Source organism: Rhodococcus sp. 27YEA6, from assembly GCF_044908235.1.
Taxonomy (GTDB): Bacteria; Actinomycetota; Actinomycetes; order Mycobacteriales; family Mycobacteriaceae; genus Rhodococcus_F; species Rhodococcus_F qingshengii.
In genome coordinates this window covers 1-15380 of sequence record NZ_JBIYCY010000004.1, presented here as the reverse complement: position 1 = coordinate 15380, position 15380 = coordinate 1, and the positions used below count along the sequence as shown (strand labels likewise).

General features: G+C 62.9%; 14 protein-coding genes. 11 read left to right on the top strand and 3 right to left on the bottom strand.

The window, feature by feature from the left end; genetic code table 11:
- Positions 1-19: 19 nt before the first annotated feature.
- The 9 genes from argJ to ABH939_RS12745 all read left to right on the top strand — a co-directional run bounded on the left by argJ (position 20) and on the right by ABH939_RS12745 (position 10900).
- A complete protein-coding gene (argJ, locus tag ABH939_RS12785) occupies positions 20-1270 on the top strand; it encodes a bifunctional glutamate N-acetyltransferase/amino-acid acetyltransferase ArgJ (protein ID WP_058037535.1) in 1251 nt (416 codons plus the stop codon).
- Positions 1267-2190 (top strand): acetylglutamate kinase, encoded by a 924-nt coding sequence (argB, locus tag ABH939_RS12780; protein WP_007736229.1) that lies wholly within the window; start codon positions 1267-1269, stop codon positions 2188-2190. Before argJ ends, argB begins: the two co-directional genes overlap by 4 nt.
- Positions 2187-3386 (top strand): acetylornithine transaminase, encoded by a 1200-nt coding sequence (locus tag ABH939_RS12775; RefSeq protein WP_007736227.1) that lies wholly within the window; start codon positions 2187-2189, stop codon positions 3384-3386. The genes argB and ABH939_RS12775 overlap by 4 nt, the downstream gene beginning before the upstream one ends.
- On the top strand, positions 3383-4333 hold the full coding sequence (argF, locus tag ABH939_RS12770) for an ornithine carbamoyltransferase (protein WP_021334039.1): 951 nt from the start codon (positions 3383-3385) through the stop codon (positions 4331-4333). Before ABH939_RS12775 ends, argF begins: the two co-directional genes overlap by 4 nt.
- Positions 4330-4809: an arginine repressor gene (locus ABH939_RS12765; protein WP_007736224.1), complete on the top strand. Its 480-nt coding sequence runs from the start codon at positions 4330-4332 to the stop codon at positions 4807-4809. The genes argF and ABH939_RS12765 overlap by 4 nt, the downstream gene beginning before the upstream one ends.
- Before the next feature lie 47 nt (positions 4810-4856).
- Positions 4857-6056 carry an argininosuccinate synthase gene (locus tag ABH939_RS12760; protein ID WP_007736221.1) on the top strand — a complete coding sequence of 400 codons (1200 nt, stop codon included), beginning with the start codon at positions 4857-4859 and terminating at the stop codon, positions 6054-6056.
- 3 nt (positions 6057-6059) lie between these two features.
- On the top strand, positions 6060-7502 hold the full coding sequence (argH, locus tag ABH939_RS12755) for an argininosuccinate lyase (RefSeq protein WP_063316067.1): 1443 nt from the start codon (positions 6060-6062) through the stop codon (positions 7500-7502).
- Positions 7503-7672: 170 nt separating this feature from the next.
- Positions 7673-10654 carry an acyl-CoA synthetase gene (locus ABH939_RS12750; protein WP_054187399.1) on the top strand — a complete coding sequence of 994 codons (2982 nt, stop codon included), beginning with the start codon at positions 7673-7675 and terminating at the stop codon, positions 10652-10654.
- A gap of 39 nt (positions 10655-10693) precedes the next feature.
- Positions 10694-10900: a Trm112 family protein gene (locus tag ABH939_RS12745; RefSeq protein WP_003944045.1), complete on the top strand. Its 207-nt coding sequence runs from the start codon at positions 10694-10696 to the stop codon at positions 10898-10900.
- Here ABH939_RS12745 and ABH939_RS12740 read toward each other — a convergent pair.
- The 3 genes from ABH939_RS12740 to ABH939_RS12730 are packed head-to-tail and all read right to left on the bottom strand — an operon-like array spanning position 10897 to position 12997.
- On the bottom strand, positions 10897-11514 hold the full coding sequence (locus ABH939_RS12740; RefSeq protein WP_003944108.1) for a TetR family transcriptional regulator: 618 nt from the start codon (positions 11512-11514) through the stop codon (positions 10897-10899). The two genes, ABH939_RS12745 and ABH939_RS12740, sit on opposite strands and share 4 nt — an antisense overlap.
- Positions 11511-12266 (bottom strand): ABC transporter permease, encoded by a 756-nt coding sequence (locus tag ABH939_RS12735; protein WP_404649676.1) that lies wholly within the window; start codon positions 12264-12266, stop codon positions 11511-11513. The genes ABH939_RS12740 and ABH939_RS12735 overlap by 4 nt, the downstream gene beginning before the upstream one ends.
- Positions 12263-12997 (bottom strand): ABC transporter ATP-binding protein, encoded by a 735-nt coding sequence (locus ABH939_RS12730; RefSeq protein WP_042925860.1) that lies wholly within the window; start codon positions 12995-12997, stop codon positions 12263-12265. Before ABH939_RS12730 ends, ABH939_RS12735 begins: the two co-directional genes overlap by 4 nt.
- A gap of 86 nt (positions 12998-13083) precedes the next feature.
- On the opposite strand from ABH939_RS12730, the gene ABH939_RS12725 reads away from it, so the two are divergent.
- Both ABH939_RS12725 and tyrS read left to right on the top strand, forming a co-directional pair.
- Positions 13084-13692: a DNA-3-methyladenine glycosylase gene (locus ABH939_RS12725; protein WP_003944023.1), complete on the top strand. Its 609-nt coding sequence runs from the start codon at positions 13084-13086 to the stop codon at positions 13690-13692.
- A gap of 19 nt (positions 13693-13711) precedes the next feature.
- Positions 13712-14989, top strand: a complete 1278-nt coding sequence (gene tyrS / locus ABH939_RS12720) for a tyrosine--tRNA ligase (RefSeq protein WP_404649675.1) — start codon at positions 13712-13714, stop codon at positions 14987-14989.
- Positions 14990-15380 lie beyond the last annotated feature (391 nt).

Below are 15380 nucleotides of genomic sequence, written 5' to 3'. Positions count from 1 at the left end.
CACCGACAATCCGCAGCAGATCGACAACGCAACCGAGCCTGACGCGACCGTTGCAGACGTGGTTCACGTCGCCGAGGGACGTCTGCTCCGCACGCAGGGCGTCACCGCACCTGCCGGATTCCGCGGTGCCGGAATTGCTGCCGGTATCAAGAAGAGTGGCAAGTCGGACCTCGCATTGGTGCTCAACGAGGGACCCGATCTGGCCGCTGCCGGCGTCTTCACCCTGAACAAGGTCAAGGCAGCTCCGGTGCTCTGGTCTCAGCAGGTCCTGACGACGGGCAAGCTGCGCGCGGTGGTGCTCAACTCGGGCGGCGCGAACGCCTGCACGGGCGCGGGTGGATTCCAGGATGCACACAAGACTGCCGAGGAAGTTGCTTCGGCACTGAGTAATTGGGGCACCGAGACGGGCGCGATCGAGGTCGCTGTCTGTTCGACCGGACTTATCGGTGACCGCTTGCCCATGGACAAGCTGATCCCCGGTGTCACCGAGGTAGTGCACGAACTCGCTGGCGGAATCTCCGGCGGCACCGACGCGGCATACGCGATCATGACCACCGATACCGTGCCGAAGCAGGCGTCGCTGCACCACGCGAACAAATGGAACGTCGGCGGAATGGCCAAGGGCGCAGGCATGCTCGCGCCTGCGCTGGCCACGATGCTGTGCGTCGTCACGACCGATGCTGTCGCAACGGCCGAGCAGCTCGATACCGCTCTGCGCGCCGCCACCCACCTGAGCTTCGATCGCCTCGACGTCGACGGCGCCACGTCCACCAACGACACAGTGCTCCTGTTGGCCTCCGGCGCCAGCGGTGTCACGCCGACGCAGGACGAACTGAACGCCGCAGTGCTGGCCGTGTGTGATGATCTCGCGGATCAGTTGATGGCAGACGCCGAGGGCGTCACCAAGCGGGTCAAGGTGACGGTTCGCGGCGCAGCGTCCGAGTCCGATGCGTTGATCGGCGCCCGGACCATCGCCCGCGACAGCCTGGTCAAGACAGCGCTTTTCGGTTCCGATCCCAATTGGGGTCGCGTTCTCGCCGCAGTGGGTATCGCTCCCATCGAGCTCGATCCCGATCGAATCAGTGTGTCCTTCAACGGGAGTCCCGTCTGCATCGACGGCGTCGGCGCTCCGGGAGCGCGTGAGGTGGACCTGAGCGGGATCGACATCGAACTCGACATCGACCTGGGAATCGGCAACGAGTCCGTGAGCATTCGCACCACGGACCTCTCGCACGCGTACGTCGAAGAGAACTCGGCGTACTCGTCATGACCGAGACGTATCCCGTGATCAGCGAGCATCAGAAGGCGCATGTCCTCGCCGACGCGCTGCCGTGGCTGCAGCGATTCCGAGACAAGGTGGTCGTGGTCAAGTACGGCGGAAACGCCATGATCGACGAGACACTCAAGACCGCCTTCGCCGCGGACATGGCGTTCCTGCGGACTGTCGGCATCCACCCCGTCGTCGTGCACGGCGGCGGCCCGCAGATCAACGCGATGCTGGCACGCCTTGGCATGAAGGGTGAGTTCCGCGGTGGTTTCCGGGTCACGACGCCCGAGGTGATGGACGTCGTCCGGATGGTGCTCTTCGGTCAGGTGGGCCGTGAACTCGTCGGGCTGATCAACGCGCACGGTCCCTACGCGGTCGGTATCTCCGGTGAGGATGCGCACTTGTTCACCGCTACTCGACGCACTGTTGCGGTCGAGGGAGAGCAGACCGACATCGGCCTGGTCGGAGACGTCACTACCGTGAACCCGGACGCGGTACTCGATCTCATTGCAGCAGGACGTATTCCGGTGGTCTCGACCATCGCACCCGACGCCGACGGTGTCGTCCACAACATCAACGCCGATACCGCTGCTGCCGCACTGGCCGAGGCGATCGGTGCCGAGAAGCTCGTTGTCCTCACCGACGTCGAGGGCCTGTACACCGATTGGCCGGACCGAGCCTCGCTGGCCACCGAGATCGACACCGACGCCCTTGCTCAGTTGTTGCCGAGTCTCGATGCCGGCATGGTGCCCAAGATGGAGGCCTGCCTTCGCGCGGTGCGCGGAGGTGTGCCGTCGGCGCACGTGATCGACGGTCGGCTCGAACATTCAGTCCTACTCGAACTTTTCACCGGTGAAGGAATCGGCACGATGGTCGTGCCGGGTTCCTCGGTCGCCGGTCCCCAGCAGGGAGCTATCTCATGAGCACGATCGATCTGCAGCAGCGGTGGTCCGCTTCGCTGATGAACAATTACGGCGTACCCCGGGTTGCTCTCGTCCGCGGTGACGGCGCCGTACTCACCGACGCCGACGGCAAGCAGTACGTCGACTTCCTGGCCGGAATCGCCGTCAACATTCTCGGACACGGACATCCGGCCGTCGTCGAAGCCGTGACTACTCAGCTGTCGACACTCGGCCACGTGTCCAACCTGTACGCCAGCGAGCCGGTCGTCGAGTTGGCGGAGCAGCTGCTCGCTCATCTCGGCAACGTCACCGGGCGCGCGTTCTTCTGCAACTCCGGTACCGAGGCGAACGAGGCTGCCTTCAAGCTCGCTCGCGCCACCGGCCGGAAGAAGATCATCGCAGCCGAAGGCTCCTTCCACGGTCGCACGATGGGGGCACTCGCTCTGACGGGTCAGCCGGCCAAGCGGGCGCCGTTCGAACCGATGCCCGCCGGTGTCGAGTTCGTGCCGTACGGCGACGTCGAGGCACTCGAGCAGGCCGTCGATTCCGACACCGCCGCTGTGTTCCTCGAACCGATCATGGGTGAGGGCGGCGTCGTGGTGCCACCCGAGGGATACCTCGTCGAGGCTCGGCGGATCACCGCCGAACGTGGTGCGCTGCTCGTACTCGACGAAGTGCAGACCGGCATCGGCCGGACCGGCTGGTTCTACGCACATCAGGCAGTCGGCATCGTGCCGGACGTCATCACTCTTGCGAAGGGACTCGGCGGCGGAATGCCGATCGGCGCCTGCATCGCGACCGGGGCAACGGCAGAGTTGTTCGGACCGGGCAAGCACGGTACGACGTTCGGTGGCAATCCGGTGTGCGCTGCGGCGGCGCTTGCCGTGCTGAAAACCATTGCAGCGGAAGACCTGATCTCACGCGCCGACAGCTTGGGCAAATCGATCTCGGCGGGCATCGAAGATCTGGGCCATCCGTTGGTCGACTACGTACGGGGATCAGGACTGTTGCTGGGTGTCGTGCTGACCGAGGACGTCGCGCCGGCAGTGGAAAACGCAGCGCGCGAAGCCGGGTACCTTGTGAATGCAGCGCAACCCGGAGTGATCCGGTTGGCGCCGCCGCTCATCCTCACGGACGAGCAGGCCGAAACCTTCGTGGCAGCACTACCTGCCATCTTCGACAGTGCACTATCGGCTGACCAGCCGGGGGAGAAGTGACTACCGTGGTGAAACACTTTCTCAGGGACGACGATCTGACTCCTGCGCAGCAGGCCGAAGTTCTCGAACTCGCAGCGATTCTCAAGAAGGACCCGTTCGCTCGGCGTCCGCTCGAGGGTCCCCGCGGAGTCGGTGTCATCTTCGAGAAGAACTCGACGCGTACACGTTTCTCGTTCGAGATGGGCATCGCACAGATGGGCGGTCACGCTGTCGTCGTCGACGGGCGCAGCACTCAACTCGGTCGTGAAGAGACCTTGGCGGACACCGGACGCGTTCTCTCCCGCTACGTCGACGCCGTCGTGTGGCGCACGTTCGGCCAGAAGCGCCTGGAGCAAATGGCTACGGGCGCAACGATTCCCATCGTCAATGCATTGTCCGACGAATTTCATCCCTGTCAGGTTCTGGCCGATCTGCAAACGCTGATCGAACAGAAGGGTGAGCTCAAGGGGCTGAAGCTGACCTACCTGGGCGACGGCGCCAACAACATGGCTCACTCGCTGATGCTCGGCGGAGTGACCGCAGGCATAGACGTCACCATCGCAAGCCCCGCCGGCTTCGAACCGGCGGACTGGGTCGTGGCAGCAGCACGCAAACGCGCCGAGGAAACCGGCGCGACCATCACCCTGACGCAGGACCCACAGGCCGGCGTCGTCGGCGCCGACGCGTTGGTCACCGACACCTGGACCTCGATGGGTCAGGAGAACGACGGACTCGATCGGGTCGGACCTTTCCGTCCGTTCCAGATCAACAAGGAGCTGCTCGCAAAGGCAGATCCGAAGGCCGTCGTCCTGCACTGCCTGCCCGCGCATCGCGGCGAAGAAGTCACCGACGAGGTTCTCGACGGGCCGCAGAGTGTTGTCTGGGACGAGGCGGAGAACCGTCTGCACGCCCAGAAGGCATTGCTCGTGTGGCTGCTGGAACAGCGAACCCAACTGGACCCGGCGTGAGCGTCGCTCCCACTCGGGCCGGTCGCCAGTCGCGCATCATCGCGCTGCTGGCGGCTCACCCTGTCCGAAGTCAGACGGAGCTGGCGGCCTTGCTCGGTGCCGAGGGCATCGAAGCAACGCAGGCGACGCTCTCGCGTGACCTCGAAGAGCTGGGAGCGGTGAAACTGCGTGCCGCCGACGGCGGCGCCGGTGTTTACGTGGTGCCGGAGGACGGGAACCCGGTACGCGGTGTGGCCGGCGGTACCGACCGCCTCTCACGGCTGTTGGGTGAGTTGTTGGTCTCCACCGATTTCAGCGGCAACATGGCGATCCTCCGGACACCGCCGGGAGCCGCGCACTACCTCGCGAGCGCACTGGATCGGTCCTCGATGCCGGACATCGTGGGCACGATCGCCGGAGATGACACCATCTTCGTGGTGGCCCGGGAACCGCTTTCCGGAGCGGAACTCGCGGCCATGATCGAATCGCTCGCCTGACCCCTTATTCTTTGATAGAGATTTTCAACCGAAGGAGCACAAAAACCATGGCCGATCGCGTCGTACTCGCCTACTCGGGCGGGCTGGACACTTCTGTTGCCATCAGTTGGATCGGTAAGGAGACGGGCGCTGAAGTTGTCGCCGTCGCCATCGATCTGGGGCAGGGTGGCGAGGACATGGAGGTCGTGCGTCAGCGCGCGATCGACTGCGGCGCAGTCGAATCCGTTGTCGTCGACGCCCGCGACGAGTTCGCGGACGAATACTGCCTGCCGACCATCGCGGCCAACGCCCTGTACATGGACCGCTACCCGCTCGTCTCGGCCATCAGCCGTCCGCTGATCGTCAAGCACATCGTCGAAGCTGCACGCTCGCACGGCGGCACCATCGTCTCGCACGGTTGCACCGGTAAGGGCAACGACCAGGTTCGCTTCGAGGTCGGATTCGGCGCCCTCGCACCCGACCTGCAGGTCATCGCACCGGTCCGCGACTACGCCTGGACCCGCGAGAAGGCCATCGCCTTCGCCGAAGAGAACAACATCCCGATCAACGTCTCCAAGAAGTCGCCGTTCTCGATCGACCAGAACGTCTGGGGCCGCGCCGTCGAGACCGGATTCCTCGAGGATCTGTGGAACGCGCCGACGAAGGACGTCTACGACTACACCCAGGACCCGACGGTCAACTGGAACGCACCAGACGAGCTCATCATCAGCTTCGACAAGGGCCGCCCGGTCGCCATCGACGGCCGCCCGGTGTCGGTTCTCGAAGCCATTCAGGAACTGAACAAGCGCGCAGGCGCTCAGGGCGTCGGCCGTCTCGACGTCGTCGAGGACCGTCTCGTGGGCATCAAGAGCCGTGAGATCTACGAAGCTCCCGGCGCGATGGTTCTCATCACCGCACACCAGGAACTCGAGCACGTCACCCTCGAACGCGAACTCGGTCGCTACAAGCGTCAGATGGAGCAGCGTTGGTCCGAGCTGGTCTACGACGGCCTCTGGTTCTCGCCCCTCAAGGACGCACTGGACACGTTCGTCAACAAGACGCAGGAACGCGTTACCGGCGACATCCGTCTCTTCCTGCACGGTGGAGCCATCACCGTCAACGGTCGTCGCAGCCCGGAGTCGCTCTACGACTTCAACCTCGCGACGTACGACGAGGGCGACAGCTTCGACCAGTCCGCATCGAAGGGCTTCGTCGAGATCCACGGTCTGTCGTCGAAGGTCGCCGCGAAGCGCGATCTGGGACTCTGAGCCATGACGGCTCGCGGTGACGGAGACGCTCAAAAACACGGCACCAACGAAGGTGCGCTGTGGGGCGGGCGGTTCGAGTCCGGACCGGCCGCTGCCATGGCGGCGCTGAGCAAGTCGACTCACTTCGACTGGGTCCTCGCTCCGTACGACGTGCGGGCGTCGCAGGCGCATGCGCGTGTGCTGAACAAGGCCGGTCTGCTCAGCGAAGCCGATCTCGTGACAATGCTCGACGGTCTCGACCGTCTGGCGGCAGATGTCGCCAGTGGCGCCTTCGGGCCCAGTGATTCGGACGAGGACGTACACGGCGCACTCGAGCGTGGTCTGATCGAGCGTGTCGGGCCTGAGGTCGGTGGACGCCTGCGTGCTGGACGTTCACGAAACGACCAGGTGGCCACGCTGTTCCGCATGTGGCTTCGGGATGCGGTCCGCCGCATCTCCACCGGAGTTCTCGACGTGGTCGATGCTTTGGCGACTCAGGCCGGGGCGCATCCGGATGCCGTGATGCCGGGCAAGACGCACCTGCAGGCGGCTCAGCCGGTCCTGTTGGCGCATCACCTGCTCGCTCACGCACATCCACTGTTGCGGGACGTGCAGCGCCTTCGCGACTTCGACGTGCGAGCTGCGGTGTCCCCGTACGGTTCCGGTGCACTGGCCGGTTCCTCGCTCGGTCTCGACCCCGAAGCCATTGCAGCGGAATTGAAGTTCGACAGCTCGGCCGAGAACTCGATCGACGCAACCGCTTCGCGTGATTTTGCGGCCGAGGCAGCGTTCGTGCTTGCGATGATCGGTGTCGATCTCTCACGCATGGCGGAAGAGATCATCATCTGGAGCACACCGGAATTCGGCTACATCACGCTTGCCGACGCGTGGTCGACGGGATCGTCGATCATGCCGCAGAAGAAGAATCCGGATGTCTCGGAACTGACGCGCGGTAAGTCGGGTCGTTTGATCGGCAACCTGACCGGATTGTTGGCGACGCTCAAGGCTCAGCCGCTGGCGTACAACCGCGATCTGCAAGAGGACAAGGAACCGGTTTTCGACTCGGTTGCGCAGCTCGAGATGCTGCTCCCGGCCATCACCGGTCTGGTGCAGACGCTCGAGTTCCACACCGAACGCATGGCGGAACTTGCTCCGGCAGGGTTCACGTTGGCCACCGACATCGCGGAGTGGATGGTGCGTCAGGGCGTGCCGTTCCGGGTTGCACACGAGGCTGCTGGAGCGTGTGTGCGTGTCGCCGAAGCGCGAGGCGTCGGACTCGAAGATCTCACGGACGAGGAACTGGCCGGCGTCGACAGCGCGCTGACACCCGCTGTTCGTGAGGTGCTGACAGTCGAGGGTTCCATCGCTTCGCGCAACGCGCGAGGCGGCACCGCGGGGGTGCGGGTTGCCGAGCAGCTGGACGGAGTCAAAGCAGTGGCGCAGTCACTGCGGGAATGGACCCTGTGACCTCGCGGTCACGAGTGTTGTCGCTCTCTTTTCGGCAGTAGTCCTTCGGTCGTACGCGGTCAGGTAGCAGAATTTGCTCCCTGACCGCGTACGCGTATTCGTCGTCAGTAGGCTTGTCGCGCGCGGGAAAAATGAGACTGACGTCACATGGTGAGTAACTTGGGAGTGAAATGGTGGGATTGAATTCCAAGTCTGTGCTGGGCCCGATTCGTCGGGTGGTTGCGACAGCACAAAACGGCCTCGAGGTCGTCCGGTTGGGTGGGCTGGAAACGGATGCGACCACTTCGCCGTTCGAGATCGTCGAACGCGCAGCGATGTATCGGCTACGGCGCTACTTCCCGGACAGTGACCCGGAAACCGTCGGCGCACCGATCTTGCTGATCCCGCCGATGATGATGTCGGCGAACGTGTACGACGTGACCCGTGACCAGGGCGCTGTGGGAATTCTGCACGAGATGGGCCTTGATCCCTGGGTCGTCGATTTCGGTTCGCCCGACTCGGAAGAGGGCGGTTGGGATCGTAATCTCGCCGATCACATCATCGCTCTCAGCGACATCGTCGATCACATCCACCGTCACACCGGAAAAGATGTTCACATCTCCGGTTATTCGCAGGGTGGCATGTTCGCCTATCAGGCTGCCGCGTATCGGCGTAGTCGAAACATCGCCAGCGTCATCACCTTCGGCAGTCCGGTCGACACACTCGCCGCGCTACCCTTCGGCATCCCGGCGGGATTGGCAACCAAGGGTGCAGATTTCCTCGCCGATCACGTCTTCAATCGCCTGGCGGTCACCGGGTGGATGGCCCGTACCGGGTTCCAGTTGCTCGATCCCGTGAAGACGCTGAAGATGCGCGTCGACTTTCTGCTTCAACTGCACGACCGTGAGGCGTTGCTTCCGCGGGAGCAGCAACGACGCTTCCTCGCGACCGAGGGTTGGGTCGCGTGGTCGGGGCCCGCGGTAGCCGAACTGCTCAAGCAGTTCATCGTGCACAACCGAATGATGACCGGTGGGTTCGTCATCAAGGATCAATTGGTCTCGCTCGCCGAGATCACCTGCCCCATCCTGGCATTCGTCGGCGAGGTCGACGACATCGGCCAGCCGCAAGCGGTTCGAGGCATCAGTCAAGCCGCTCCGCGGGCGAAGGTCTACGAATCTACCTTGCGTGCAGGTCATTTCGGTTTGGTTGTCGGTTCCACCGCGGCCAATCACACCTGGCCGACCACCGGTGAATTCGTGCAGTGGACCGAGACGGGTGGACCCCTCCCGGACCGTATCGCGAACATGGTCTACGGCGCCGACCTCGAAGACCAGACCGGTGTGTCGATCAGCAATCGGATCATCCACACCGTCGCCTCGGTCGCTGAAGTAGGTGCAGGAGTCACCAAGGGAATCAGTGACCTTGCCGCCGGTGCGTTGCGCGGCACTTTCGAATTGTCGGGAGAAGCGGCACGAGCGTTGCCACGTCTGGCTCGACTCAACCAGATTCAGCCGCACACCAAGATCTCGCTGAGCCAGTTGCTGGCGGAGCAGCGTCGAAAGGCGCCGAACGGCGAGTGCTTCCTCTTCGACAATCGCGTGCACACCTATGAAGCGGTCAACGCGCGTATCGACAATGTCGTGCGTGGATTGATCTCCGTGGGAGTGCGTCCGGCAGCGCATGTCGGTGTCCTGATGGAGACCCGCCCCAGCGCACTCGCGGCCATCGCGGCCCTGTCGCGACTTGGTGCCGTCGCGGTCATGCTTCCGCCAGGCTCCGACATCACGGCGGCGGTCAAGCTGGGGTCGGTCGATCGGATCATCACCGATCCGGAAAACGTCGATGCTGCAGTGGTTACCGGTCGGCCGGTACTGGTGCTCGGCGGCGGCGATGCCCGTGGCCTCGAGGTGGATCCGTCACACGACGTGATCGATCTCGAACAAATCGATCCGACGAAGGTCAATCTGCCCGGGTGGTACCGACCGGATCCCGGTGTCGCCCGCGAACTCGCCTTCATCATCTTTGCGGAATCCGGCGGTGTGCTCGAGGCCAAGCAGATCACCAACTACCGGTGGGCACTGTCGGCCTTCGGCACGGCCACGGCGGCAGATCTCGATCGCGGTGACACCGTGTACTGCCTTGCACCACTCCATCATTCGTCGAGTCTGCTCGCGACCATCGGTGGTGCCATGGCCGGTGGCTCACGCATTGCGCTCTCACGTGGACTGAACCCCGCGAGGTTCGTCGAGGAAATCCACCGCTACGGCGTGACGGTCGTGAGTTACACGTGGTCGATGATGCGCGAGATACTCGACGAGGATCTTCTTCTCATCGACGGTAGTCATCCGGTCCGCCTGTTCATCGGTTCGGGCATGCCCCATGGTCTGTGGAAGCGGACAACGGAGGCGTTCGACCCCGCGCAGGTACTCGAGTTCTATGCGTCGACCGAAGGCGACGTGATTCTTGCCAATGTTGCAGGCTCCAAAGTTGGTTCCAAGGGGCGCCCGCTGCCGGGTAGCGCGCAGGTGCGGTTGGCGGCATACGACCCGCTGAGTGGTCGGCTCCTCGAGAACGGAAACGGATTTGTCCGTGAGTGCGCCGAAGACGAGGTCGGATTGCTGCTCGGGCGCGCGGGATTCACCGCCGATCTCTCGGGCGGAGCCATGCGAGGTCTCTTCCAAGCCGGCGATTCGTGGATTCCCACCGAAAATCTCTTCCGCCGGGACGCCGACGGCGACTACTGGCTGATCGACCACAAGAACACGGTCATTTCCACGCTCCGCGGTCCCGTGTTCACCCAGCCGATCGTCGACGCGTTGTCGAGTGTGGCGCGGGTGGATCTTGCCGTCGCATACGGAGTCGGTGACGCGCCGCATCAGCTGGCGGTCGCTGCCGTGACTTGGCGTCCGGGGCGGCAGTTCCGTTCTGCCGAGCTTGCAGAGGCCCTCTCGCGCATCGCTTTCGACGCTCGTCCGGATATCGTGCAGGTGGTTGACGAGATCCCGGTGGGTTCGTCGTACCGTCCGAGCTCCACTGCGTTGGCTGCGGCCGGATTGCCGGCGCCGGGGCCACGGACCTGGTTCCTCGATTCCGAGTCGCAGTCGTACAAGCGGCTGACCAAGGCAATTGCCGCGCAGTTGATGCCGACGAGGGTGAGCACCGGAGCACGGTAGCCTGAGGACATTCTGTTTGATCGGTTCGAGAGGACTCACGTGGCTATTGATTCGACGTTGCTCAGCATTTTGGCCTGCCCCCAGGACAAAGGCCCGCTGTTGCTGGTCGGGGACGAGTTGCTCTACAACCCGCGCCTGCGTCGTGCCTACCCGATCGAGAACGGCATTCCCGTTCTGTTGATCGACGAGGCACGCGATGTAGCGGACGACGAGCACGAGAAGTTGCTCGCGCGGGCTGAAGGCTAGATCGGTAATTCACCGGTCAGGTACCGCTGGAGGTTCGGAGCCACCAGCGGTACCAAAGCGTCAACGCTCAATGATGCGAGCGGTTCGAGTCCGAGCACATATCGCGTGACAAGCAGTCCGGCCATCTGAGAGGCCACCAATTCCGCTCTGATCAAGCCGGTACCAGGTGGTGTGTCCACCCGCGGAATGATGTCGCGCAATACGACATCGAGCAGAAAGCTCTGGATCAACTGCGATCCGTCGCCGGAAATGGCTGATCGAAAAGCCGCCAGAATCGCCGGCTGGTGTTCTGATTCCCACAGCCCGATTACTGCTCTGAGTAGATTTTCGCCGAGATTTTCGGTCGGAGAGGAGTGAACAGGTCCCAATACCTGGACTGGATCGATCGGTAGCGCGATCGCAGCGGTGAACAACTGCTCCTTGCTTCCGAAATGATGATGAATCATAGCCGGATCGACGTCAGCGGCCGCAGCTATCGACCGAACGGTTGTTCGTCGAAAACCGTTCTGGGAGAACGCCCGTCGCGCCGAATCGAGGATCTGCGCGCGAGTCTCCGACTTGCCCGGTCGTCGCCCCGAACGAATCGGTACCGGACTCGTGTCCTTGTCGGTCATGGAGTGCGGCGATCGAGTGTGGCCGCGGCCAGCGATAGCGCGGCGGCGGCGAAGCCCGCCATGACGGCGAGATCACGCCACATCTGACCCGTCGCGTCGGCACGCATTGACACTTGCTGAAGTGCGTCGACGGCGTAGCTCAAGGGGAGGACGTTGCTGATCCATTCGAGCCAGGTCGGCAATTGGTCGCGCGGTACCAGGAGTCCGCAGAGGAAGAGCTGTGGAACCACAACTACCGGCATGAACTGCACCGCTTGGAACTCGGTCTTCGCGAATGCGCTGGCCAACAGGCCTAGCGCAACGCCCAGTATTGCGCCGAGAACTGCAATGACGATGACCCAGGCAAGACTGCCGGCGATGGTGAGTCCGAGGAATCCGAAAGCAACCGCGCACGCGAGGGCTGCCTGAGCGGCGGCGGAGAGCGAAAATGCCGCCCCGTATCCGGCGAGAAGGTCGAGTTTGCCCATCGGTGTGGTGAGCAGGCGTTCGAGGGTTCCTGAACTGCGTTCGCGCTGCATGGCGATGGATGTGACCAGGAACATGACGACAAACGGCAAGATTCCCAACATCGTGATCGCCACTCGTTGGAAGAGCGAAACCTGGCCGGGTGGCGTCGGGACGTCTTGGTAGAGGAAATACAGCAAAATCATCAACAACGACGGGACCAACAAGATCATGGCCACCGTGCGATGGTCCTGGCGGAGCTGAAGCAGAATGCGTACGGTCGTAGCGCCGAAGATCCTGATGCTCATGATATTTCACCTCCGACGGGTGAAGTCCGAATCAGCTCGAGAAAGGCGTCCTCGAGCCGTTCACATCTGGTTTTGGCGCGCAATTCATCGGGTGTGAGTTGAGCGAGGAGGTGCCCGTCTCGCATCAGGATCAGCTCAGCGCAGTGGTCGGCCTCATCCATGACGTGGCTCGAGACCAACAGGGTGGTTCCGCTGCGAGCAAGGTCAGCGAATCGTTCCCACAATTCGACGCGAAGCACCGGATCGAGGCCGACGGTCGGTTCGTCGAGGATCAACACATCAGGTGACGCCACCAACGCGCAAGCCAGCGAGACTCGCCCGCGTTGACCACCAGACAGATCGGCGGCGGTCTGGTCGGCGTATCGGCTCAATCCGACGGCGTCGACCGCCGCTGCGACGTCGGCGCCGGACTTGCCGTACAGAGCGCCGAAGTATTGGACGTTTCGAGTGACCGTCAGGTCGCCGTACACGCTGGGGGATTGGGTGACATATCCGACCCGGCGGCGAAGAGCAACGGAACCGGCGAGGTCGCCCAGCACTCTGACCTCACCACTTTCGACGATCTGTGTTCCGACAATCGCGCGCATCAGGGTTGTCTTGCCGCAGCCGGACGGGCCGAGCAGTCCGGTGATCGATCCTGCTGATACCTGCAGGTCAAGCGAGTGAAGAACTTCGTGCTTGCCGCGAATGACTCGTAGTCCGCGGATATCTATTGCCGGCGTTGTGGTCACGGTTCGCCTCGTTTCAATAATTCATCACTTGTTGAATTATGCGACTCGGCCGACCGATGAGTCAACGGCGTGGGCACAATCGAAGGGTGAGCATCGAGACCTTGGAAAATGTGGAGAACCCGTTGGAAGCGGGCCTGACAATTCTCGGCTCGACCCTGACCGTCGACGACATCTCGCTGAGGATCGTCGAGGTCGAGGCGTACGGAGGGGAGAAGGACGGGCCCTGGCCGGATCCGGCAGCACATTCGTATCGGGGGAGAACGCCGCGGAACAGCGTGATGTTCGGGCGGGCGGGGCGTCTCTACGTCTACCGCAGCTATGGAATGCACTTTTGTATGAACATCTCGTACGGCCCGGATGGTGTCGCGGGTGGTGTTCTGCTCCGAGCGGCCGAAATCGAGGCCGGTCACGATGTGGTGTCTGCTCGGAGATCGCCGGATCGACCATCTCACCAATGGGCCAGAGGGCCGGGTAATCTCGGTGCTTCTGTCGCAATCACGTTGGCGGACAACGGAACAGACGTGTTCAACCCTGCCTCTCGGATTCGGCTCGAATTGGGGGAGTCGAAGGAATGGGTCAGTGGACCGCGGGTGGGGGTCAGTACCGCGGCGGAGGTTCCGTGGCGCCTGTGGATTCCGGACTCGCGAGCGGTGTCCGCGTATCGCCGAAGCCCGCGAGCGCCGGTCATTTCGTGAAGATGGGATGATCGAGTCCGTGACTGAGAATATTCTCGACGAACTGACCTGGCGCGGGCTGATCGCCCAATCAACCGATCTCGACGCTTTGCGTAAAGATCTCGAGGCCGGACCGGTCACGTTGTATGCGGGCTTCGACCCGACCGGACCGAGCCTGCACGCAGGTCACCTGGTTCCGCTCCTCGCGCTCAAGCGGTTTCAGCGCGCCGGCAACCGCCCGATCGTTCTTGCCGGCGGTGCAACGGGCCTGATCGGAGACCCCCGTGACGTCGGGGAACGGACGATGAATTCCGCCGATACCGTCGCGGACTGGGCAGGTCGCATCCGTGGTCAGCTCGAACGATTCGTGGATTTCGACGATTCGCCGACGAGCGCGGTCATCGAGAACAACATGAACTGGACCGGCAAGATGTCGACCATCGACTTCCTGCGTGATGTCGGCAAACACTTCTCCGTGAACGTCATGCTTGCGCGTGACACCGTGAAGCGTCGTCTCGAGTCGGACGGGATGTCGTACACCGAGTTCAGCTACATGCTGCTCCAGGCCAACGACTACCTGCACCTGCGACGCGACCTCGGCTGCACTCTGCAGGTCGGCGGGTCCGATCAGTGGGGCAACATCATTGCCGGCGTCGAACTCAACCGTCGTGTCGACGGTGAGAGCGTTCATGCAATGACGGTTCCGCTGGTGACCTCGGCCGATGGCAAAAAGTTCGGAAAGTCGACCGGTGGCGGAAGTTTGTGGCTCGACCCCGAGATGACCAGCCCGTACGCCTGGTACCAGTACTTCGTGAACACTGGCGACGCCGACGTGATCAAGTACCTGCGCTGGTTCACCTTCCTGACTGCGGACGAACTCGCGGAGCTGGAGACTGCAACAGCGGAGCGGCCGCATGCGCGAGAAGCGCAGAAGCGACTTGCCGCGGAGATGACGACCTTGGTTCACGGGGAACACAACACCCGTGCTGTCGAGCTCGCCAGTCAGGCGTTGTTCGGCAAGGCGGAGCTGGCGGAACTCGACGAGTCGACGCTAGCCGCGGCGCTGAAAGAAGCATCGGTCAGCGAATTGGCGCCGGGGGAGCCGCGCACGATCATCGATCTGCTCGTGACGAGCGGTTTGTGTGAGAGCAAGGGAGCTGCTCGACGCGCCGTGAAAGAGGGCGGTGCTTCGGTGAACAACCAGAAGGTGTCGGCCGACGACTGGGAGCCCACCGCATCCGATCTGCTTCACGGCAGCTGGTTGGTCGTCCGGCGCGGAAAGCGCAACTTCGCCGGCGTGAGAATCCTTCCAAACTGACGTGTGTGGGGTCACAGTTGTCTAGCGGGGCTCCTGTGGCCGCTGGTGGCCCGCCTCCGGGCGGGCTACCAGCGGATTTAACCTGTCGAACATCTGCGACCTGCACGTTTGACGCTCAGTTTTCATTCGCGTAACTTTGTCCAAGTCAGAGCGACACGGACACCAACCCCGACCGACAGGCCGGGGAAACGCGGTTGGACGAAGTCGGAGACAATGACGCTCAGCGGGAACTTGCTTCCCTGGAGCGAACAAGCTAAGATTGTAACCCTTGCCCCGGAGCTTTCAACCTGGTTGAAGTGATGGTGTGTGCGTGTTCTTTGAGAACTCAACAGTGTGTCGATGAATGTCAGTGCCAAAATTTTTTTGGTACTTCACATCCGCGAATGATCAA